Annotated in this window: 21 protein-coding genes; 3 read left to right on the forward strand and 18 right to left on the reverse strand. The window is 67.4% G+C overall.

All coding sequences use genetic code 11. The features are described 5' to 3' along the window. Window positions 1–31: 31 nt before the first annotated feature. From AC5RUF_RS10445 to AC5RUF_RS10475, 7 genes are all read right to left on the reverse strand, one after another. Window positions 32–880 (reverse strand): SseB family protein, encoded by an 849-nt coding sequence (locus AC5RUF_RS10445; protein ID WP_494130521.1) that lies wholly within the window; start codon window positions 878–880, stop codon window positions 32–34. A 2-nt stretch (window positions 881–882) separates the two neighbouring features. Then, entirely contained in the window at window positions 883–1632 is a 750-nt protein-coding gene (gene priA / locus AC5RUF_RS10450; protein WP_493998420.1) for a bifunctional 1-(5-phosphoribosyl)-5-((5-phosphoribosylamino)methylideneamino)imidazole-4-carboxamide isomerase/phosphoribosylanthranilate isomerase PriA, read from the reverse strand. 23 nt (window positions 1633–1655) lie between these two features. Further along, window positions 1656–1814, reverse strand: coding sequence for a hypothetical protein (locus tag AC5RUF_RS10455; protein WP_493998421.1), 159 nt, complete (start codon window positions 1812–1814; stop codon window positions 1656–1658). Window positions 1815–1819: 5 nt separating this feature from the next. Continuing rightward, complete coding sequence (hisH, locus tag AC5RUF_RS10460) at window positions 1820–2458, reverse strand: imidazole glycerol phosphate synthase subunit HisH (protein ID WP_493998422.1); 639 nt, start codon at window positions 2456–2458, stop codon at window positions 1820–1822. Next, complete coding sequence (hisB, locus tag AC5RUF_RS10465; RefSeq protein WP_493998423.1) at window positions 2455–3072, reverse strand: imidazoleglycerol-phosphate dehydratase HisB; 618 nt, start codon at window positions 3070–3072, stop codon at window positions 2455–2457. Before hisB ends, hisH begins: the two co-directional genes overlap by 4 nt. 241 nt (window positions 3073–3313) lie before the next feature. After that, window positions 3314–4414: a histidinol-phosphate transaminase gene (locus AC5RUF_RS10470; RefSeq protein ID WP_494130522.1), complete on the reverse strand. Its 1101-nt coding sequence runs from the start codon at window positions 4412–4414 to the stop codon at window positions 3314–3316. Between the two features lie 126 nt (window positions 4415–4540). After that, entirely contained in the window at window positions 4541–4924 is a 384-nt protein-coding gene (locus AC5RUF_RS10475) for a LysM peptidoglycan-binding domain-containing protein (protein WP_493998219.1), read from the reverse strand. Between the two features lie 430 nt (window positions 4925–5354). On the opposite strand from AC5RUF_RS10475, the gene lexA reads away from it, so the two are divergent. After that, window positions 5355–6104, forward strand: coding sequence for a transcriptional repressor LexA (gene lexA, locus AC5RUF_RS10480; protein WP_493998221.1), 750 nt, complete (start codon window positions 5355–5357; stop codon window positions 6102–6104). A gap of 132 nt (window positions 6105–6236) precedes the next feature. Here the strand turns inward: lexA and AC5RUF_RS10485 are convergent, their stop codons facing one another. After that, complete coding sequence (locus tag AC5RUF_RS10485; protein WP_494130523.1) at window positions 6237–8276, reverse strand: ATP-dependent DNA helicase; 2040 nt, start codon at window positions 8274–8276, stop codon at window positions 6237–6239. After that, window positions 8269–9855 (reverse strand): GTPase HflX, encoded by a 1587-nt coding sequence (gene hflX / locus AC5RUF_RS10490; RefSeq protein ID WP_493997731.1) that lies wholly within the window; start codon window positions 9853–9855, stop codon window positions 8269–8271. Before hflX ends, AC5RUF_RS10485 begins: the two co-directional genes overlap by 8 nt. 165 nt (window positions 9856–10020) lie before the next feature. Here hflX and AC5RUF_RS10495 point away from each other — a divergent pair, with 165 nt between their 5' ends. Then, window positions 10021–10635: a class I SAM-dependent methyltransferase gene (locus AC5RUF_RS10495; RefSeq protein ID WP_493997732.1), complete on the forward strand. Its 615-nt coding sequence runs from the start codon at window positions 10021–10023 to the stop codon at window positions 10633–10635. A 25-nt stretch (window positions 10636–10660) separates the two neighbouring features. Here AC5RUF_RS10495 and dapF read toward each other — a convergent pair whose 3' ends face one another. The 8 genes from dapF to AC5RUF_RS10535 all read right to left on the reverse strand — a co-directional run bounded on the left by dapF (window position 10661) and on the right by AC5RUF_RS10535 (window position 18938). Continuing rightward, window positions 10661–11587, reverse strand: a complete 927-nt coding sequence (gene dapF / locus AC5RUF_RS10500; RefSeq protein ID WP_494130540.1) for a diaminopimelate epimerase — start codon at window positions 11585–11587, stop codon at window positions 10661–10663. Window positions 11588–11622: 35 nt separating this feature from the next. Next, window positions 11623–12564 carry a tRNA (adenosine(37)-N6)-dimethylallyltransferase MiaA gene (gene miaA / locus AC5RUF_RS10505; protein WP_494130524.1) on the reverse strand — a complete coding sequence of 314 codons (942 nt, stop codon included), beginning with the start codon at window positions 12562–12564 and terminating at the stop codon, window positions 11623–11625. Window positions 12565–12574: 10 nt separating this feature from the next. Then, window positions 12575–14095 carry a tRNA (N6-isopentenyl adenosine(37)-C2)-methylthiotransferase MiaB gene (miaB, locus tag AC5RUF_RS10510; protein WP_494130525.1) on the reverse strand — a complete coding sequence of 507 codons (1521 nt, stop codon included), beginning with the start codon at window positions 14093–14095 and terminating at the stop codon, window positions 12575–12577. A gap of 82 nt (window positions 14096–14177) precedes the next feature. Continuing rightward, on the reverse strand, window positions 14178–14957 hold the full coding sequence (locus AC5RUF_RS10515) for an aggregation-promoting factor C-terminal-like domain-containing protein (protein ID WP_494130526.1): 780 nt from the start codon (window positions 14955–14957) through the stop codon (window positions 14178–14180). A gap of 87 nt (window positions 14958–15044) precedes the next feature. After that, window positions 15045–16310 (reverse strand): coiled-coil domain-containing protein, encoded by a 1266-nt coding sequence (locus AC5RUF_RS10520; protein WP_494130527.1) that lies wholly within the window; start codon window positions 16308–16310, stop codon window positions 15045–15047. 107 nt (window positions 16311–16417) lie between these two features. After that, on the reverse strand, window positions 16418–17305 hold the full coding sequence (locus tag AC5RUF_RS10525; RefSeq protein ID WP_494130528.1) for a regulatory protein RecX: 888 nt from the start codon (window positions 17303–17305) through the stop codon (window positions 16418–16420). Between the two features lie 109 nt (window positions 17306–17414). Further along, the gene (gene recA / locus AC5RUF_RS10530; RefSeq protein ID WP_493998053.1) at window positions 17415–18464 is read right to left on the reverse strand and encodes a recombinase RecA; all 1050 of its coding nucleotides are present in this window, start codon (window positions 18462–18464) and stop codon (window positions 17415–17417) included. A gap of 249 nt (window positions 18465–18713) precedes the next feature. After that, window positions 18714–18938, reverse strand: coding sequence for a DUF3046 domain-containing protein (locus tag AC5RUF_RS10535; RefSeq protein ID WP_493998052.1), 225 nt, complete (start codon window positions 18936–18938; stop codon window positions 18714–18716). Between the two features lie 122 nt (window positions 18939–19060). On the opposite strand from AC5RUF_RS10535, the gene AC5RUF_RS10540 reads away from it, so the two are divergent. Continuing rightward, on the forward strand, window positions 19061–19654 hold the full coding sequence (locus AC5RUF_RS10540) for a MarR family winged helix-turn-helix transcriptional regulator (protein ID WP_493998051.1): 594 nt from the start codon (window positions 19061–19063) through the stop codon (window positions 19652–19654). 167 nt (window positions 19655–19821) lie between these two features. Here AC5RUF_RS10540 and AC5RUF_RS10545 read toward each other — a convergent pair whose 3' ends face one another. Next, the gene (locus AC5RUF_RS10545) at window positions 19822–20247 is read right to left on the reverse strand and encodes a helix-turn-helix domain-containing protein (RefSeq protein ID WP_269436632.1); all 426 of its coding nucleotides are present in this window, start codon (window positions 20245–20247) and stop codon (window positions 19822–19824) included. Window positions 20248–20263: the final 16 nt, after the last annotated feature.

A 20263-nucleotide genomic window follows, 5' to 3' on the forward strand; every position in this document is an offset into this window, starting at 1 on the left:
AGTTCTCTTTCGGCGGCTTGCGCCTGACAGGTCAGCGTGCGGTCAGCAGGTCCAGTGAATCCACGCGCTCAACAAACTCTTGATTGGCAGTCAGGCGCTGCTGCAGGGCGGACACCAGTGCCTGGACGTCCTGCGGACCGAGTCCGGGCGCGAGCTGAACGACCATTCTAAGCTCAGGGCCTGCCCCTCCCCCGCCAACGGGCGCTCCCGCGGCGGTACGTGACGCGGTGCCCTGGCCCTGCTGCAGCGTGATGCCCAGAATCCGCGGATCCGGTTCCGCTGCGGCGCGGGCAAAAGCCACCAGATCGGGGTCCGCGTAGGAGGGCACCCATTCCCGCTGCTGGGCCAGCGCCCACATGGCCGGACGCCGGACCACAAAGGTGAAATCGGCCCCCGGATCAATGACCAGCAGCTGGGCGTCCTCCGAGACGGCAGACAGCGCTGCCCGCGGTGTGTAGACCGCCACCGGCCGCGCTTCGGGATGCCAGTGCTCCAGCGCCGCCACCGAGGTGAACACCGGCAGCGCTTTCCGGCCGTCCGGGGCGGTCAGCGACACCAGCGCCATGTCCGCCTGCTTGTCCGCCGCCAGCCCGTGGTCGCCTTCGGCTTCCTCTCCGAGCACAGCCACAATCGGTACAAACACGCGCGCCGTAGCCAGCGACGCGACCACCTCCGCCTCGCTGCCCGTTCCGCCTACCAGCTTCGCCACCGCGGCGACGTACCCGGCGTCGGCACGGCCGTCGTCGTTGTCGAAGTTGTGCAGCGGGTTGCCGTCGCCGCCCAGGTCACGTCCGGACCAGGGCCGGCCGGCGGAGTCGGCGGGTCCGCCTGCCCCTGCCAGGGCAGCGGCGATATGGCCGGGGAGCTCGCGTGATGCCATTCTCAGCGTTCCGGGTGCCCGGCGACGTCGAACGCCTGCGGAAGTGTGAACGCGCCTGCGTAGAGCGCCTTGCCGACAATGGTGCCTTCCAAGCCCAGCGGCACCAGCTCGCGCAGGGCGGCCAGGTCGTCGAGGCTGGAAATACCGCCGGAGGCGACCACCGGACGGTCCGTGCGCTTGAGGACCTCGCGCAGCAGTTCCACGTTCGGTCCGCGCAGCGTGCCGTCCTTGGTGACGTCGGTGACGACGTAGCGGGGGCAGCCGGCCTCTTCGAGGCGGGCGAGCACCTCCCAGAGGTCCCCGCCTTCCTTGGTCCAGCCGCGGGCGGCCAGCGTGGTGCCGCGGACATCCAGCCCGACGGCGATGGCCTGGCCGTACCGGGCGATGGCGCTGGCGGTCCACTCCGGGTTTTCCAGTGCCGCGGTGCCCAGGTTCACCCGGGCGGCGCCGAGTTCCAGGGCCTTGTCCAGGGATTCGTCGTCGCGGATGCCGCCGGAGAGCTCCACCTTGCAGTCCAGGGACTTGACCACGCGGCTGAGCAGGTCCAGGTTCGAGCCCCGGCCGAACGCAGCGTCCAGGTCCACCAGATGCACCCACTCGGCGCCGTCGTTCTGCCACGCCAGGGCAGCGTCCAGCGGGTCGCCGTAGCTGGTTTCGCTGCCGGCCTCGCCCTGGACGAGCCGCACGGCCTGGCCGTCGGCCACATCCACGGCGGGCAGGAGTTCAAGGACGGGAGTTTCGCTGAAGGGCATCTCTTGTGCTTTCGGTGGTGGGGTCAGGATAGGTCGAGGGTCAGCAGGTAGGCGCCCAGCAGGGACATTCCCGCCAGTACCCAGAAACTGATAACGATGATTTTGGACATGCCCTGGCTGCGGAAGGACACCGCTCCGCCAATCAGCAGTCCGGCCAGGCCCATAAGGACTACGCTCCACATGGCCGCTAGCCCAGCGTCTTCAGCCAGTTGGCCAGCAGCGCGGCTCCCGCGTCGCCGGATTTTTCCGGGTGGAACTGGGTGGCCGACAGTGCGCCGTTCTCCACGGCGGCAATAAACGGACCGCCATGGTCGGCCCACGTGACCTGGGGCGGGCGCATGGCCGGCTGGGTGACGTCGAAGTCCCATTTCTGCACGCCGTAGCTGTGCACGAAGTAGAACCGTTCGTCTTCCAGGCCCTCGAACAGTGCCGAGCCTTCCGGCGGCTTCACGGTGTTCCAGCCCATGTGCGGGACCACGTCGGCGGCCAGCCGCTCGACGACGCCGGGCCATTCGCCCATCCCCTTGGTCCGGACGCCGTGTTCCACGCCTTCGTCGAAGAGGACCTGCAGGCCCACGCAGATGCCCAGCACCGGGCGTCCGCCGGCCACGCGGCGGCCGATCATCCGGATGGCGTCAACCTCTTTCAGGCCCTGCATTACGGCAGCGAAGGCGCCGACGCCGGGAACCACCAGCCCGTCGGCGTTCAGCACGTCGTCGGGCTTGGCGCTGAGGGTCACGTTGGCCCCGGCGTGCTCCAGGGCGCGCACGGCGGAGCGGATGTTGCCCGAGCCGTAGTCCAGGACGGTGACGTTGCGGGGACTCACAGTGCTCCCTTCGTGGAGGGGATGCCCTCGACGCGCGGATCGGATTCGACGGCGGCCCGCAGGGCGCGGGCGAAGGCCTTGAACTGCGCCTCCACAATGTGGTGCGGATCCCGTCCGCCCAGGACGCGCATGTGCAGGCAGATCTGCGCGTGCAGGGTGATGGCTTCAAAAACGTGCCGGGTGAGCGAGCCGGTGAAGTGCCCGCCGATCAGGTGGTATTCCTGCCCTGCGGGCTCGCCGGAGTGGACCAGGTACGGCCGTCCGGAAATGTCCACCACGGCGTTGGCCAGCGCCTCGTCGAGGGGAACCGTGGCTTCGCCGAAGCGGCGGATTCCTGCCTTGGTGCCCAGTGCCGTCTTGAGGGCCTCGCCGATGCTGATGGCTACGTCCTCGACGGTGTGGTGGACATCGATGTGGGTGTCGCCGGTGGCACGGACGGTGAGGTCGATCAGGGAATGCTTGGCCAGGGCGGTCAGCATGTGGTCATAGAACGGCACGGACGTGCTGATATCGGCGCGGCCGGTGCCGTCCAGGTCCAGCTCGACGAGGACGGACGATTCGCTGGTGGTCCGCTCAAGGCGGGCGGTGCGTCCGGTAGCGGTCTCCACAGTCATGGGGTTCCTTCACGAAGGTCGGGGCCGGAGCAATGGGCAAAGCTGCGGCAGGTCATAGTTTAGTCCCGAAGCCTGTCTGTCCCTGAACGTGGGCCCGGCACCGGACGGCAGTGCGGTATCCGGCAGGCGTCCGGGAGCGGGCTTTCCGGGGCGGGCGCCACGGGTACGGGTGTTCCGGCACGCGGCGTTACGGGCGGAGCGGGTGCGGGCACGCCGGCCGCACCCGGGAAGCGGGCGGCACTCAGGCGGCGAGCAGTTCCCGCAGCCGGGTCAGGAAAGCCGTGGTTTCCGCCTCTGTGCCTGCGGTTACCCGCAGATGCCCCTCGATGCCGATGTCCCGGACCAGGACGCCGGCCTCGAGCAGGCCTTCCCAGATGGCACGGGGGTCCGCCATGCCGCCGAACAGGACAAAGTTGGCGTCCGACGGCGCCGGCGTAAGTCCCAGTTCCCGAAGTTCACGCACAATCCGGTCCCGCTGGCCTTTGATGTCCTCCACATTGGCCAGCAGCGCTTCGGCATGGGTGAGGGCCGCGTTGGCGGTGGCCTGGGTGATGGCGGACAGGTGGTACGGCAGACGGACCAGCCGCAGGGCATCGGCAATCTGCGGCGCGGCAGCCAGGTAACCGATCCGCGCGCCGGCCAGGGCGAAGGCCTTGGACATGGTGCGCGAGACGATCAGCCGCTCGCGGCCGGGAAGCAGCTGCAGTGCGCTGGGAGTCTCGGTATGGGAGAACTCTGCGTAGGCCTCGTCCACCACGACAATCGCGTTGGATGCTTCGCCGGCCTCGTACGCCGCCTCGATCACGTCCAACCCCAGCGCGGTACCCGTGGGGTTGTTCGGCGTGCAGAGAATGATCACGGTCGGAGCCTGCGCCCGGATCTGTTCGGCCACTGAGGCCGGGTTCAGGGAAAAGTCCGTTTCCCGAGTGCCGGTGACGTAGGCTGTTCCGGTTCCGCTGGCCAGCAGCGGGTACATCGAATACGTGGGCGGGAAGCTCATGGCGGTGCGGCCGGGACCGCCGAAGGCCTGCAGGATCTGCTGCAGCACCTCGTTGGAGCCGTTGCCGGCCCAGATATTCTCCGCGGTAAGCCCGTGACCCAGGTACGTCGCCAGGTTCTCCCGCAATTTCGTGAATTCGCGGTCCGGGTACCGGTTAAGGCCGGAAACGGCCGCCTGGATTTCCTCGACAATCGCCTCCCGTACATGCCCGGGAAGTCCATGGGTGTTTTCGTTGACGTTCAGCAGGATCGGCACATCCAGCTGCGGTGCTCCGTACGGGCTCAGGCCGCGGAGATCTTCGCGCAGGGGAAGTCGGTTCAGGTTTTCCAGCTGTTCACTCACTTGTCCAGCTTAGGGTGCGGCCCGGTCCGGCAGTGAATTGAACGACGCGGCATGAAGCCGGAGCTGTGGCCGCCAGATGCCGGTGCATTCGTGACGACGGGTCCTGGGCGGCGGACCGTCCGGCGGTCAGGAGGCGACCGGAATGTAGAGCTGGCGGCCGGCGGGCACCGTGGCGTTGTCCAGGTTGTTCAGTTCAACGATGTCGGCCACGACATCGCGGGGATCGCGCTCCGGGGCGTATTCCGTGGCGAGGGACCACAGCGAGTCTCCGCTGGACACGGACACCTGGAGGGTACGGGTCTGTTCGGCGGAATCCGCCGATGCCATGGCCGGCGCGGTGAAGAAACCGACAAATGCCAGAAGCGCAGCGGTCGAAAACATCAGGGGCGCCCCCACCAGGACAAGCCGTCCACGGCGGGTCAGGCGCAGCGGCGCCTGGCCGGTACGGGGAGTGCTGCCGGAAGTGCGGGTGCTGCGGGTCGGTGCAAAGGGAATTACGTGTACTGACATCTCAATACCTTTCCGGTCCGAACCGCAGCGTGGCTTTGTCCGGTCCTTCCCGACTAACCCGGGAAGAACACTGTGCCTCGAAACTGCATTCGAACATCTGGTGGGCCCGGCGAGGTGTCGCAGGGCCGGACTCGAACGTATGTTCTAAGTGGTACTCGAACATTTCTAGCACTTATCTACGAACATTGTCGAGACTCGCTCGAATATATGTTTGATAAACGTGCTGCGCTCCCCTAGCGTTGAACCTGTCGGAAAGCGGCTGGAACCAACTAACCATCCGCCTCTGACAAAACGGTCCGGCACCGGTTACAGCACCGTCCGGGTCCAGTTAGACCGCCGAACCATTTGGCCCGCACCGGCGGGCCGACCGTGAAGGGAAGCCGACGTGGCCCGCAGGACTGTTTCCAATGGCAGCACCCCCTCCCCTGCCGTGCCCGCTCCGGCCGGCCGCAGCAAGGGTCTGACTGCCCGCCAGACCAAAATCCTCGAAACCATCCAGCGTTCCGTCAACGCCAACGGCTACCCGCCGTCCATGCGGGAAATCGGCGACGTTGTTGGCCTGGCCAGCCTCTCGAGCGTCACGCATCAGCTGACCCAGCTGGAGAAGCTGGGCTATATCCGCCGCGATCCCAAGCGGCCGCGCGCCATGGAAATCCTCGTGCCGCTGATGCTTCGGGACGCCCCTGCCCGCCGGGGCAACGGCCCTGCGGACGAGGCACGTCCGGACAGCACGGCGGGAACCACCCCGGCCGAGTCCGGGTCAAAGAGCGGCGCCTCGCACGTCAGCGACCTCACCACGGCCATTGACACGGCGATGGTTCCCCTGGTGGGCCGCATTGCGGCCGGCGGTCCCATCCTTGCCGACCAGCAGGTGGAGGAAGTGGTTCCGCTGCCCCGCCAGCTGGTGGGCCACGGCGACCTGTTCATGCTTCGGGTGGCCGGCGATTCCATGGTGGACGCAGCCATCTGCGACGGTGACTGGGTAGTGGTACGCCGCCAGCCCACCGCGGAGAACGGCGACATTGTTGCCGCCCTGCTCGAAGACGAGGCCACGGTGAAGACCTTCCGCCAACGCAACGGGCACACATGGCTGCTGCCGCAGAACACCCGCTACGAGCCCATCCTGGGCGATGAGGCCACCATCATGGGCAAAGTGGTTTCGGTGATGCGTTCCCTCTGACCCGGGCTGGTCCCCCGTGGCCAGAGCCCATTAACCAACAACAGTGCTTAATCAACAACAGCGCCGCCGGCTTCGAAGCCGGCGGCGCTGTTTTTATGGCTGGTTACATGCAGCGGTTGCCCGGCCCGGATGTCAGCCCCGGGATCCGGCATGTTGGGCCGAGAGCCGCTGGAGTGCCTGCAGCACCACGGAACGGTCGGTGGTGGACCAGAACGGCGGCAGCGCGGCCCGCAGGAAGCTGCCGTACCGTGCGGTGGCGAGGCGGGAGTCCAGGACCGCCACCACCCCCTTGTCGCCGGAGGCGCGGATCAGCCGGCCTGCGCCCTGGGCGAGCCGCACCGCGGCATGGGTGGCGGACACGCTCATGAAGCCGTTGCCGCCTGCCTTGGCTACCGCCCGGGTGCGGGCCGTCATCAGCGGATCATCCGGCCGCGGGAACGGAATACGGTCCATGATGACCAGCCGGCAGGAGGCTCCGGGCACGTCCACGCCCTGCCACAGCGACATGGTGCCGAACAGGCAGGTGGCGTCGTCGTCGGCGAACTGCTTAACCAGCGCCGACATGGTGGACTCACCCTGGCACAGGATCGGAAAATCGACCCGTCCCCGAAGGGCATCGGCGGCTTCCTCGGCAGCGCGCCGGGAGGAGAACAGTCCCAGTGCGCCGCCGCCGGACGCCTTGATCAGCGCTTCAATTTCGTCCAGCTGTTCCGGGGAGGTGCCCCGGCCGGGCTTGGGCAGATCCTTGGCAACATAGAGGACGCCCTGCCGGGGGTAGTCAAAGGGACTGCCGACGTCGGTGCCGGTCCACTTGGGCGCACCCGTTCCCAACAGTCCGAGGGCGCCTGCCACGGGCCCGAATTCCGCGCCGATCGCCAGCGTGGCCGAGGTCAGGACCACGGTGTGCCCGTCAAAGAGCCCTTCCCGCAGCCGCCCGGCAACGGACAGGGGCGCCACGTTGATGGTGGGCGGGGAGTCCTCTTCGGGGGCGGTGTAGCCGGCCCCGGGCGAGAAGGTGCTGGGACGGGACGTCCAGAGGACTTCCCCGGAGTTCACGGCGTCCAGGATGCGTTCGCACAGCTCCTGCACGGCCATCAGCCGGGAGCGGGCCATCTGCCGTCCGCCGTCCACGTTGTCGCCCTCGGGCTTGGAATCGGAAAGCGCGGTGCGGGCGGATTCGCGCACGTGGCCCAGGACCATTTCCTGGTCCTCCGAAAGCCCGGACAGCAGCCCGGACGGAACGGGGGCAAACACCTGGTCAAACGCACGGCCGGCAGCGGCCAGCGGTTCCATGGTGGCGGAGGTGTGCTTGCGGGCAGCGGAAACCGCCGCCGAGATGATGGTCCCGGACAACTGGCCGGTCACGGCACCCGTGACCCGGTCCTGCAATTCGTGGGCCTCGTCAATGACCACCACGTCATAGTCCGGCAGCACGGCCAGGCCTTCAAAGGCGGCGATGGCAAGCATCGCATGGTTGGTGATCACCAGGTCGGCTTCGGCGGCCTTGGCCCTGGCCCGTTCACTGAAGCAGGCTTCGGCCACGGGGCATTTCTGGGCGCCGAGGCACTCCATAGAGGTCACGGAGACCTGGCGCCAGGCCCGGTCGCTGACGCCGGGCAGCAGTTCGTCCCGGTCTCCGGTTTCGGTTTCCTGGGCCCACTCCTGCAGCCGGACGACGTCGCGACCCAGTGCCGAGGTGGGTCCGCCGGACGGGGCCGGGTGCGGCACGGCTTGCTCGTCGCCGAGCATAAAGAGTGTTCCGGCCTCGTCTTCCTCGGGGAACCCGCCGCCGGTCTTGTGGACGCACACATAGTTGCTGCGGCCCTTGAGCAGGGCAACATCCACCTCGCGGGGAAGCTGGGGCTCCAGGGTCTTCAGCAGGCGCGGGAGGTCCCGGCCCACGATCTGGGACTGCAGGGCCAGGGTGGCGGTGGACACCAGCGCGGGCTTCTCGCTTTCCAGGGCGTGGCTGATCAGCGGAATCAGATACGCCAGGGACTTTCCCGTGCCGGTGCCGGCCTGGACCAGCAGGTGGTCACCGGACTCGATCGCCTCCGCCACCTGCCGGGCCATCTCGTGCTGCCCCGGACGGTTCTGCCCGCCCATGCCAGAGACGGCAGCATCAAGAAGCTCGAGGACCTGCTCCGGCCCCTCAGCGGACTTCCTACCCATGGGTCACGAACGGCTCCAGCTCCGCGGCCAGGCCTTCGCGGACCTTGACGTGCAACCGAGTTCCGGTCTCCACATGGTCCAGCGCAATGATTTCCGCATCCTGCTGATGCAGCCGGGACACGACGTCGCCGCGCTCGTACGGCACCAGCAGCTCCAGGTCCACTCCGGGACGGGGAATGCCTTCGGAGATGGCCTGCAACAGCTCGGGGATGCCTTCCCCGGTACGCGCCGAAACCACCACGTGACGGCTTTCACGCTGGCGCAGCCGCTCCAGGACAAACGGGTCGGCGGCGTCGGCCTTGTTGAGCACGATGATTTCGGGGACCTTGCGGGCATCCACTTCGGCCAGGACCGTGCGGACCGCGGCAATCTGGCCTTCAGGGTCAGGGTGCGAGGCATCAACGACGTGGAGGATCAGGTCTGCATCGGCCACTTCCTCCAACGTGGAGCGGAAGGCCTCCACCAGCTGCGTGGGCAGGGACCGGACAAAACCGACGGTGTCCGCCAGCGTGTAGCCGATGCCGTCCTCCGTCTGCGCCTTGCGGATGGTGGGGTCCAGGGTGGCAAACAGGGCGTTTTCCACCAGCACGCCGGCGTCGGTCAGACGGTTGAGCAGGGACGACTTGCCCGCGTTGGTGTACCCGGCAATGGCAACCGACGGCACGGCGTTGCGCTGGCGGTTGGCACGCTTGGTTTCGCGGGCAGGCTTCATCCCCGCAATTTCGCGGCGCAGTTTGGCCATCCGCGTACGGATCTTTCGGCGGTCCAGCTCGATTTTGGTTTCACCGGGACCGCGCGATCCCATGCCGGCGCTGGCGCTGCCCACCTGGCCGCCGGCCTGGCGGGACATGGATTCGCCCCAGCCGCGCAGGCGCGGGAGCAGGTACTCAAGCTGGGCAAGCTCCACCTGGGCCTTGCCTTCGCGGGACTTGGCGTGCTGGGCAAAGATGTCCAGGATCAGCGCGGTACGGTCAATGACCTTGACCTTGACAATGTCTTCCAGGCCGCGGCGCTGTGACGGTGCCAGTTCGCTGTCCACGATCACGGTGTCCGCGCCGGTGGCCATCACAATGTCCTTGAGTTCCTGGGCCTTGCCGGAACCAAGGAAGGTGCCCGGGTCCGGCTTGAGCCGGCGCTGGATAATGCCGTCCAGGACTTCGGATCCTGCGGTCTCGGCCAGGGCGGCAAGCTCCTTGAGGGAGTTCTCCGCATCTGCTGCGGTGCCTTCGCTCCACAGCCCGGCCAGCACCACCCGTTCCAGCCGGAGCTGGCGGTATTCAACCTCGGTGACGTCCTCGAGTTCGGTGGAGAGACCGGCGACGCGGCGCAGTGCGCGGCGTTCTTCCAGGTCCTGCTGCTCGCCGTCGTGGACGGAGTGCCCGTCATCTGTGTCCGACAGGGCCAGCGCACGTCCGCGCAATGATTCGGTTGACGCGGACTTGGTTTCGACGGCGCTTTCCTTGGCGAGGATCCTGTCGATGACGCCCTGGATGTCCGAGGGGCTCAGCTCCGGGGTGGTGCCGGTGTTCCCGGACCCGGTATTGCCGCCGCGGACAGGGCGCGAGTTGTTGATGGTCATAATCTCCTTATGAGGACGTCTTAACATAGTAGGCCGTTGAACTGACATTCTCCGGCGGGACCCGGGGTCTCCGCAATGCATATCCGTCCGGCCGCCACCATTGACAACCTCGATCACAGCCCATAAATTCCGCGACACCCCTTGCACCGACTAATCTGGACTGTTATGGGTTCAGACCACTACTTCTCCTCCACACCGTCCGGACCCGAGGTCCGCCGACCCCTGCGCGTCACGCTGAACGGGACCGAACGGACACTGCAAACGGCCGGCGGCATCTTCAGTCCAGACGGTATCGACAAGGGCACCCTGGTGCTGCTGGATGAAGTGCCCGAACCGCCCCGGACCGGCAACCTCCTGGACATCGGCTGCGGCTGGGGTCCGGTGGCGCTGACGCTGGCACTGAAGTCTCCAGCGGCCCGGATATATGCAGTGGACGTCAACGAGCGCTGCATTGCGCTGACCCGGGACAACGCGGCAGCGCTGGAATGCGGCAACGTCACTGCGGCCCGGCCGGAGGACCTGGACCCCGGGCTGCGTTTCGACACCATCTGGTCCAATCCGCCCATCCGGATCGGCAAGGAAGAGCTGCACGCACTGCTGCTGCTCTGGCTGCCGCGCCTGGCCCCGGGCGGTACCGCCTGGCTGGTGGTGCAGAAGAACCTCGGATCCGATTCCCTGCAGCGCTGGATGGCCGAAACCCTGCCTTCCGGCTTCTCGGTCACCCGCCACAGCACGGCCAAGTCCTTCCGTATCCTGAAGGTGGAACGGGCCGGAGCCTAGCGCCGCCGCACTCTGCGGCCCCGGACTAGAGCAGGATTCCGCGGGCCACCAGGACGGCCGGTCCGCTCAGTTCCACGTGCTCGCGCCCTTCGGGCCCGGTGAGGAACCGGACGCCGACGACGCCGCCGGGCACCGTGACCGCCCACGCGTCGGGGGCTCCGGCCCCAGCCCAGAACCGGGTGGCGACGGCGGCCGCGCACGCTCCCGTGCCGCAGGACAGGGTCTCCCCCACGCCCCGTTCATGGACGCGCATGGTTACCAGTCCCACGCCGTCCTCCACCAGCGGCTCGGCCGGGACCACGAATTCCACGTTGGTGCCGTTCGCCGGCTCCGGCTGGACGGTCGGCGCCGTCGTCAGGTTGGTGGCGCCCAGTTCATCCAGTTCGGCCAGGGCAACCACGGTGTGCGGGTTGCCCATGCTGACCGACAGTCCCGGCCGCGGCACTTCGAGCCCGGCAGCGTTCACCACCGTGTCCATGGACTTGGCGGCTGCATGGTCCGGGTAGATGAACTCCCACGGCCCCATGTCCACCGCGTAGCCTCCGGCGGTCCGCGTGACCGTCTTCAAGCCGGCACGGGTGCCGATAACGAGGCTTTCGCCCTCTCCCAGTTCCACCAGGTGTTCTTCAAGCAGGAAGTGCACAAACACGCGTACGCCATTGCCACACATTTCCGAGACGCTGCCGTCGCCGTTCCGGTAGTCCATAAACCATTCCGCTTCGGGCGCGGCTTGGAGCAGCTCGCGGCCTTCGGGGAGATATTCAGAGCGGACGGCGCGGATAAAACCGTCGGCGCCCAGGCCGCGGTGCCGGTCGCAGACCGCGGCGACGTCGCCGGCGGACAGGTTCCGGGATCCGTCCGTATCCGCCAGCAGTACGAAGTCATTGCCGGTGCCGTGGCCCTTGGCGAAGGGCAGCCCGGAGAGGGTGGACGGCAGCCCGGAGGCGGACAGGGAAGCGGCAGACGCCGGAGCAGCAGAAGTGTTGGTCACCCCTCAAGGATACTTGGCTGCGTTGCGGACCGGACGGCGGCCGCCGCGCGGGCGGTCAGGGCGGGATCATCGAAGTCGAGCCAATGGATCCGCGGGTCGGCCCGGAACCAGGTCTCCTGGCGGCGGGCAAACTGGCGTGTGGCCACCACGGTGGACTCGGCTGCCGCTTCCACCGACGACTGCCCGTCCAGGACGGACAGGAACTGCGCGTAGCCCAAAGCACGTGACGCGGTCCGTCCGGTCCGGAGACCGGCCGGCTCCAGCCGCCGGACTTCCTCCAGCAGCCCCTGTTCCACCATGGCGTCAACGCGGCGGGCCAGGCGCTCGTGCAGTACCGGGCGGTCCACACGCAGGCCGATCTGCACGGCCGGCTGGAAGTACTCGCGCACAGGCATAAAGGAACTGAACGGACGCCCGGTCAGCTCAATGACCTCAAGGGCACGCACGATCCGCCGGGCGTCACCGATCCGCTCGGCGGAGACCGGGTCGGCCTCGCGGAGGCGGGCGGCAAGGGCGGGCAGGCCGGAGGCCGCCAGTTCGGCTTCCAGCGCGGCCCGGACGGCAGGGTCCGTGCCCGGAAACTCGAGCACGTCCAGCGCCGCCCGTACATAGAGTCCGGAGCCGCCCACCAGGATGGGGAACCTGCCGCGCGAGCGGATCTTCCCGATCAGGGAGCGGGCCTGCTGCTGGAAGGCCGAGACGCTGGCTTCTTCGGTGACGTCCATGATGTCCAGGAGGTGGTGCGGGACGCCGCGGCGTTCGGCAGGCGGGATTTTCGCCGTGCCGATGTCCATACCGCGGTAGAACTGCATGGAGTCGGCGTTGATCACCTCCCCACCCAGTTCCAGTGCCAGGGCGACGCCCAGGTCCGATTTGCCGGAACCGGTGGGCCCGACGACGGCGATCACCGGCCGGTCGGACGGCTGCGCAGGGGTCACGGGACGGGCCTCAGGAACGCGGCGGCAGGGCGGGCATACCGAGCGACACACCCTTGCCGGCGCCGGAGGGGCCGGCGGGCACTCCGCAGGAGTCCGCCTGGGAACGGTCCCACGCGTCGCCGGCACGCGAACGGCGCAGCGAGTAGTCGGCTGCCGTGGCGGGATCGGAAATCAGGTGGAACGCTGCGGCCGCGGTGACCGGCACGGTGACCAGGTCCCCCGGCCGCGGTACCGGCGCGCCGTCGGGCACGGAGAAGTGCACGAGCCGCTGGTCCCGGGACCGGCCGGACAGCCGGCCCGTTTCTTCGGCCTTGCGGCCGGAACCGGCGGTGACCATAACCTCCACCGTGGTGCCCACCTGCTTGGCGTTCTCTTCGGCGGCGATCCGATCCTGCAGGGCGGTCAGGCGTTCGTAGCGCTCCTGGACCACGGCCTTGGGCAGCTGGTCGGGCAGCTCGGCGGCGGGCGTGCCCGGCCGCTTGGAGTACTGGAAGGTGAAGGCGCTGGCGAAGCGGGCCTGCTCGACGACGTCGAGGGTGGCTTGGAAATCCTCTTCCGTCTCGCCGGGGAACCCAACAATGATGTCGGTGGAAATGGCTGCGTGCGGCATCCGCTCACGCACCCGGTCCAGGATGCCGAGGAACTTCTTGGACCGGTAGGAGCGGCGCATATCCTTCAGCACCTTGTCCGAGCCGGACTGCAGCGGCATGTGCAGCTGCGGCATCACGTTGGGCGTTTCAGCCATGGCGTCGATGACGTCGTCGGTGAAGGCGGCGGGGTGCGGGCTGGTGAAGCGCACCCGCTCAAGGCCTTCAATGTCACCGCAGGCGCGCAGGAGCTTCGCGAAGGCGCCGCGGTCGCCGAACTCCACGCCGTAGGAGTTCACGTTCTGCCCCAGCAAGGTCACCTCAATGGCGCCGTCGTCCACCAGGGCGGAGATTTCCGCGAGGATTTCGCCGGGGCGGCGGTCACGTTCCTTGCCGCGCAGCGAGGGGACGATGCAGAAGGTGCAGGTGTTGTTGCAGCCGACGGAGATGGAAACCCAGCCTGAGTACACCGAGTCCCGCTTGGTGGGCAGGGTGGACGGGAAAACGTCCAGCGTCTCCAGGATTTCCAGCTCGGCCTTGGCGTTGTGCCGCGCCCTTTCCAGCAGTGCAGGCAGCGAGCCGATGTTATGGGTGCCGAACACCGCGTCCACCCAGGGCGCCTTGCGCAGGATGGTCTCGCGGTCCTTCTGGGCCAGGCAGCCGCCCACGGCAATCTGCATTCCGGGCCGGCGTTCCTTGATGGGAGCCAGCAGGCCCAGGTTGCCGTACAGCTTGTTGTCCGCGTTCTCCCGCACAGCGCAGGTATTGAACACCACGATGTCCGCCTGCTCGCCGTCGGCCTCAACATATCCGGCGTCCTGGAGCAGGCCGGAAATGCGCTCGGAATCATGCACGTTCATCTGGCAGCCGAAAGTCCGCACCTGATAGGTGCGCGGCGTCGCATCAGAGGCACTGGGGGCAGGAGAGGAAACAGTCAGGCTCACCCTCCTAGGGTACGTCCATCTCCGGCACCGTCCCGAATTCCGCACTGCCCGAATCCGGGGAATCCGGGCGGCGGCCGCGGACTCAGTACCAGTTGTTCGCGTAGTGGAAGTTCAAGGCATTGCAGGGGGTGCCGTAGCGGGAGGAAATGTACTCCAGCCCCCAGTTGATCTGGGTCCGGTAATTGGCCTTCCAGTCCGCTCCAGCCGAGGCCATCTTCTCCGCGGGCAGCGATTGGGCAATTCCGTAGGCGCCGCTGCTGGAGTTGGTGGCGCTTGTCAGCCACTCGGACTCCTTGGTCCACAGTTTGTCCAGGCAGGAAAGCTGGCCGGCTTCCCAGCTACGTGCGGACAGGGCGGAGGCAGCATAGGCCTTGGCTGCCGCCGGGTCATCCACGGGCGCCGCGGCGCGGGCGGCTTCGGCTGCCTGCTGTGCAGCCGCCTCAGCTGCAGCCGCCTCCGCAGCCTGCTCGGCGGCTGCCTGGACTGCCGCAGCTTCCGCAGCCTGCTGTGCGGCCGCCTCGGCTGCAGCCGCGTCAGCAGCAGCCGCAGATTCGGCAGCCTTTGCCTCCTGCGCGGACCCTGCCGGTGATGCCGCTGCTTCCTCCGCCGTCCGCGTCGCCGGTTCGGACGAGCCCGGCGCGGCTGCCTCCGGGGCAAGGAGCGGGCTCGCCAGGTCCACCAGCTGCATGCCTGCGGCGGCGCGCAGGTCGGCGCCGGCCGCCGTACCGATGGCGGCGCCGGACACCCCGAGCACGGCCAGGGACCCCGCAGCGGTTACGGCACCCATACGCAGCCTGCGGCGGCGGCGAAGGGCGCGGCGGATACGGGTCTGTTCGCGGCGCGAAGAGTCAAGTGAAGTCACAAGCGCAGGACGCTACCGGAGTTTTCTGGGAAAAGTCTCAAAACGATAACGGAGCCATTGACACTACCTGGACGGCGTGGTTGCAGGTCAGTACCAGTTGAACTGCTCGGAGTGGGCCCAGGCCCCGCACGGCGTCCTGTACACCGCCCGGATGTAATCCAGTCCCCAATTGATCTGGGTGCGGTAGTTCGTTGCCCAGTCACTGCCGTGGCTGGACATCTTGCTCCCTGGCAGGGCCTGGGGGATGCCATAGGCGTCGCTGTACGGATTATCCGCGGATGTACGCCAGTTGGACTCCCGGTTCCAGAGATTCACCAGGCACCGGAACTCGCTGTTGTTCCACCCGTAGCCGGGCATCAGGCCGGCGGCATAGTTCTGGGCTCCGGCCGGATCATCGACGGGCTGCACCGGGGCCGGCGGCGGCTGGACCGGCACGGGGGCAGGCGCTGGAACAGGGGCAACAGGAGTAACCGGCGTGGGCAAGGTCACTGCGGGAGTCCCGGTTCCGGGGTTTCCGGGCGCCGGACCGGTTCCCGGCCCGGCGGCCTGGTTGGGCGACTTTGCCGAGCGTTCCGCCGCTGCCTGCTGGTCCCTAAACGCCTGCTCCGCTGCCAGGCCTTGCAGCCGGGCCCCTTCGGCCTGCGCGGTGCTGCCGCGCAGATCGGCCAGCTGTGCAAGCAGGACGGATCTCCTGGCTTCCTCCTCCTGAACCGCACCAGCGGCTGCCGCCGCCGAGGTGTCGGCCTGCTTCAGGTATTTCTCCGCCTCGGCGAGCAGTTTGGCCCGGGCATCTCGCGCCTGCCGCTCCTGTCCACCAAGGCTGGCGGCAACCTTCTCCGACGCCGTGGCATCCGCGTAGAGGATGCCGGCGCGGGAGGAGACCCTGTCCATCAGGCCGGCACCGTGCAGCGCATCCGCCGATGCGTCCGTATCCAGGAGCATCAGGGCCATGCTGTCCGACGTTGCGCCGCCTGATTTGTAGGTCTGCGCCGCCAGGGCCGCAACTTGGCGCCTCATCTCGTCGGCGTGGCCTTGGGCCGCCTCGCGCTGCCCTGCAAGTGTTGCCAGCTGCGTCTCGTTCTCGGCCAGGGCATCCTTGGCGGTGTTGTACCGGCTGGTGGCCTCCACCGCTTCATCCCCGAGCACTCCCGCCTCCGCACGGAGTTCCGACAGCAGTCCTTCCACCCGGTCTGCTTCAGCAGCCTTGGCCGCCTCGGATGACTTGGCCTGCTGGATCTCCTCCCAGGACGGGTAGGGATCGGCGGCCGCCGCCGGGGCAGCAGTCAGTGCCGCCGAAGCCAGAACGCCGGCCAGGACGGCAGCATAGAGCGGGACCGCATTAACACGGCCCAACCGCCGTCGCACCGACATCAAGGGCCCCGCCAACCTCATCTTTAACATAGTTGGCATAGCATACGACACGGCGTGGCGGATTGACACCGGCCCTGATCGGGGACTGGTCAGACGGCGTCTCCCCTGGCGTCCCGGACTTCGCTGATGACTTCCCCCGCCACCCGGAAGCCCAACGACGGCGAGTACCCCTTCCGTGCGAGCATTCCCACCAGCCGCCGGGTCTGTTTATCCCGGACGGCCCGGTCGGAGAGATCCGCGGAGGCCTGCAACTTCCTGCGTGCAAGCGCCCGGGCGGCCTCCAGCTCATCTTCGGCGCTCAGTTGCTCCAGCGCCTCGGCGGCCAGATCCGGCGCTATCCCTTTCTCCGAGAGTTCCCGGCGCAAGGCACCGCGCGCCAGGGACTTGCTCTGGGACCTGCTGCGGACCCACATCCGGGCAAACTCGGCGTCATCCACCAGCTGCACTTCTTCGAAACGGTCAAGGACGGCGGCCGCAGCGTCTTCGGGAATGTCGCGTTCCGCCAGTTTTGTTTCCAGCTGCCGGCGGCTTTTGGGGGCTGCGGTGAGCTGGCGCAGCACGATGGCCTTGGCTTCCGCATAGGCCTCCTCCGGAGTCAGCGCCGGCTCTCCGGGGATCTCCTCTTCCCTGTCGCCGGGCAGGCCCTCTTCCGGGACGGTGCCGCTGGCATCCGAGGCGCCGCGGGACGGCTTCCGGGTACGTCTCTTGGTTTTGGGGCGCTTGGCATCCGGGTCTGCCCAGGGTTCGTCCGGGGATGCCTCTTCCCCGTAGCCGCCTTCCTTGAACGCAGACTGGTTGGCGCCGCGGCCCGGCGTGCGTGTCGGCGTCGCGGGTTTACTGCTCCGGCGGGAGGCGGAGTCCGGGGCGGGAGCGGCACCCGTTCCCGCCTCCGACGCCGGCGGTACGGCAGCACCTGCCTGGATGTCGGCGAGCCGGCGCTTCAGCTGTGCGAGTGTTTCTTGCTGCGAGGATTCCATAGGCATTCCGGTTGGACGAGGTGCTGCTGGTGAGGGACGGGGCCACGGTCAACGCCCAAGGGCAGCACCTCCGGCGGAGGCGCTGCCCTTGAACATACGGTGCTGAAGGCTAGGAGTCTTTCCCGACGGCCTTGAGTTTGGGAGCGTCCGGCTCCGCGGCCGGAACGCCGATGCCCAGCTTCTCCCGGATCCGCCGGTCCAGCTCGTCGGCCAGGTCGGGGTTGTCCTTGAGGAAGTTACGGGCGTTCTCCTTGCCCTGGCCAAGCTGGTCGCCATCGTAGGTGAACCATGCACCGGACTTCTTGACGAGGCCGTGCTCCACACCCATGTCGATCAGGCCGCCTTCGCGCGAGATGCCGACGCCGTACATGATGTCGAACTCTGCCTGCTTGAACGGCGGGGCCATCTTGTTCTTGACGATCTTGGCCCGGGTGCGGTTGCCTACCGGGTTGGTGCCTTCCTTGAGCGTCTCAATGCGGCGTACGTCAATGCGTACGGAGGCGTAGAACTTGAGCGCCTTACCGCCGGTGGTGGTCTCCGGGCTGCCGAAGAAGACACCGATCTTTTCGCGCAGCTGGTTGATGAAGATGGCAGTGGTATTGGTGTGGCTCAGGCGGCCGGCGATCTTGCGCAGGGCCTGGCTCATCAGGCGTGCCTGCAGGCCGACGTGGCTGTCGCCCATGTCGCCCTCGATTTCGGCGCGCGGAACCAGTGCGGCCACGGAGTCGATGACCACAACGTCAACGGAGCCGGAGCCGATCAGCATGTCCATGATTTCCAGTGCCTGCTCACCGGTATCCGGTTGGGAGACCAGCAGGGAGTCCGTGTCGACGCCCAGCTTGGCTGCGTAGATGGGATCAAGCGCGTGCTCGGCATCGATGAACGCGGCGATGCCGCCGCTCTTCTGGGCGTTGGCCACCACGTGGAGGGCCAGGGTGGTCTTGCCGGAGGATTCCGGACCGTAGATTTCCACCACGCGGCCGCGCGGGAGACCGCCGATTCCCAGGGCAACATCCAGGGCGACGGAGCTGGTGGAAATGGTTTCGGCGGGGGCACGCACTTCATCGCCCAGCCGCATGATGGAACCCTTGCCGTACTGCTTGTCAATCTGGGCCAGCGCAGCTTCGAGTGCTTTGGCGCGGTCGGCTGGAGCAGCCATTCTTCACCTCGTGTTGTGGTTGTGAGTGGCCCGTAGGCCGGTCGTCTGATTCTTGGTTACGACCCTATCCGGCGGCACTGACAAAACGGCTGACCGGACCTTGTTGCTCATTGTTTTGTGGATATCGCGGGCGGCTTCGGCAACGAAGCGCCCCTGTGTAGGAGCATATCTTTATCCGAACAAAGATTCGAATACGCTCTCCGGCGTGTTCCGGCGGGAATCCCCCGCCGGGCCTGCCGGATGCCCCCGCTAATTCGCTTTGGGTTTGATGTCGCGCCCGAGGCGGCGGCCCGCCGGCACGTCCTGGACGTCACAGACCGCCAGCCACACGGCCTTGGGCTCGATCCCCTTCTCGAGTGCCTGCGCAGCAGTTACACCGCCCAACTGCCCGAGGACCAGGTCCGCGGCAAGGACCCTTGAATAGGCCGAACCGAACTCGTCATCCATGAGCCGCCAAAAGTCACTGATACGCATCGGTTAATTCTCGCACGCAGGCGGCCCCCGGCAGCAACACGGCCCGGGCCGGTACCCCTGCGGATATGAAAAGCATTGCGCATCCCGGCGCTCCGAGGCCCGGCCCGTCCTAGAATAAGCCAATGACACGCGGTGCCAGCGATCACCCGGCAGATCCGCCCGTTGTTCCGGAGAACCGGGGCACCGATAACGGCCACGATGCCGCCATTGAGGAGCTCGAGCAGGAGCTGAGCGTCCTCTGGCGCCGCGCCAGGTCCGGCTCGCTCCGGATGGCCCGTGAGGTGCACCCGGAGATGGAGCCCTCTGCCTACGGCCTGATGGTCCTGCTCCACCAGCAGGGGCCGATGCGTCTGACGGACCTGTCCGCCGCCGTGGGCGTGGGCAAGCCGTCACTGAGCCGGCAGGTAGCGATGCTGCAAAACCTCGGCCTGGTGGAAAAGCATGCCGATCCTGTGGACGGCCGGGCCCAGCCCATCAGTCTCACGGAATACGGCGCAGCACGGCTGGAGGGCACCGCCGCCGCACGGAAGGAGCATTTCCGGCGGACCTGGTCGGGGTGGGAGGCCGGCGACCTGCGCACGCTGGTCCGGTTGCTGCACAAGCTCAATGCTTCCGTCCGGCCTGCCGGCGAGGTGGACGACGAGATCAACGATGAGACTAACGGCCAGGCACCCGGCGAGCCGGACGGCCAGGCACCTGGCGAGGTGCGCGGATAAGCCGTGGCACCCCCGGCGTTCACCGCAAGACCCCGGACCGGATACGGCCCCGGGCAGAACAAACCCCCGCAGGCACCGCGCCTGCGGGGGTCTTGGCGTTCAAGTCTCTTACGTGTGTGGCAACCCGTCCACCGCCGCTTTCCGGCTGCGGGGCGTTGCCGGGATTACTAGGATGTACGGGCCAGATCCCGGGCCAGGTCTTCAGGGAATTCACGTGCGAACTCCCGGGAAAACTCAGACGGAACGGTATCTGGGATGGCTACGCCTTCAGCGTTGGCCACCCGGTCACTGACCTCACGGAGCATCAGGGACAGGGGCACATCGAGGGCACTGCAGATTGAAGACAGGAGTTCGGAGGATGCTTCCTTCTGTCCGCGTTCAACCTCGCTGAGGTAGCCGAGGGAGACGCGGGCACTGTGTGACACCTCGCGCAGGGTGCGGCCCTGGCGCTGGCGTACGTCGCGGAGAACATCACCAATCTCGTGACGAAGAACTACCATCTTGCGCTCCTTAGGCTCCCGGTGTGCGTCTTCCGCCAACCCTACATCCCGCCAGCGGATCACGCCGTTCACGGATACGGGTTGTTTAACCATGTGTATCGTCCTGCTC

It is taken from the genome of Arthrobacter sp. Y3224198 (genome assembly GCF_059090025.1).

Coding starts and splice junctions, on each gene's coding strand:
- AC5RUF_RS10445 (WP_494130521.1), bottom strand. CDS start 880: ATGGCATCACGCGAGCTCCCCGGCCATATCGCCGCTGCCCTGGCAGGG.
- priA (WP_493998420.1), bottom strand. CDS start 1,632: ATGCCCTTCAGCGAAACTCCCGTCCTTGAACTCCTGCCCGCCGTGGAT.
- AC5RUF_RS10455 (WP_493998421.1), bottom strand. CDS start 1,814: ATGTGGAGCGTAGTCCTTATGGGCCTGGCCGGACTGCTGATTGGCGGA.
- hisB (WP_493998423.1), bottom strand. CDS start 3,072: ATGACTGTGGAGACCGCTACCGGACGCACCGCCCGCCTTGAGCGGACC.
- AC5RUF_RS10475 (WP_493998219.1), bottom strand. CDS start 4,924: ATGTCAGTACACGTAATTCCCTTTGCACCGACCCGCAGCACCCGCACT.
- AC5RUF_RS10485 (WP_494130523.1), bottom strand. CDS start 8,276: ATGGGTAGGAAGTCCGCTGAGGGGCCGGAGCAGGTCCTCGAGCTTCTT.
- hflX (WP_493997731.1), bottom strand. CDS start 9,855: ATGACCATCAACAACTCGCGCCCTGTCCGCGGCGGCAATACCGGGTCC.
- AC5RUF_RS10495 (WP_493997732.1), top strand. CDS start 10,021: ATGGGTTCAGACCACTACTTCTCCTCCACACCGTCCGGACCCGAGGTC.
- AC5RUF_RS10525 (WP_494130528.1), bottom strand. CDS start 17,305: ATGGAATCCTCGCAGCAAGAAACACTCGCACAGCTGAAGCGCCGGCTC.
- recA (WP_493998053.1), bottom strand. CDS start 18,464: ATGGCTGCTCCAGCCGACCGCGCCAAAGCACTCGAAGCTGCGCTGGCC.
- AC5RUF_RS10535 (WP_493998052.1), bottom strand. CDS start 18,938: ATGCGTATCAGTGACTTTTGGCGGCTCATGGATGACGAGTTCGGTTCG.
- AC5RUF_RS10540 (WP_493998051.1), top strand. CDS start 19,061: ATGACACGCGGTGCCAGCGATCACCCGGCAGATCCGCCCGTTGTTCCG.
- AC5RUF_RS10545 (WP_269436632.1), bottom strand. CDS start 20,247: ATGGTTAAACAACCCGTATCCGTGAACGGCGTGATCCGCTGGCGGGAT.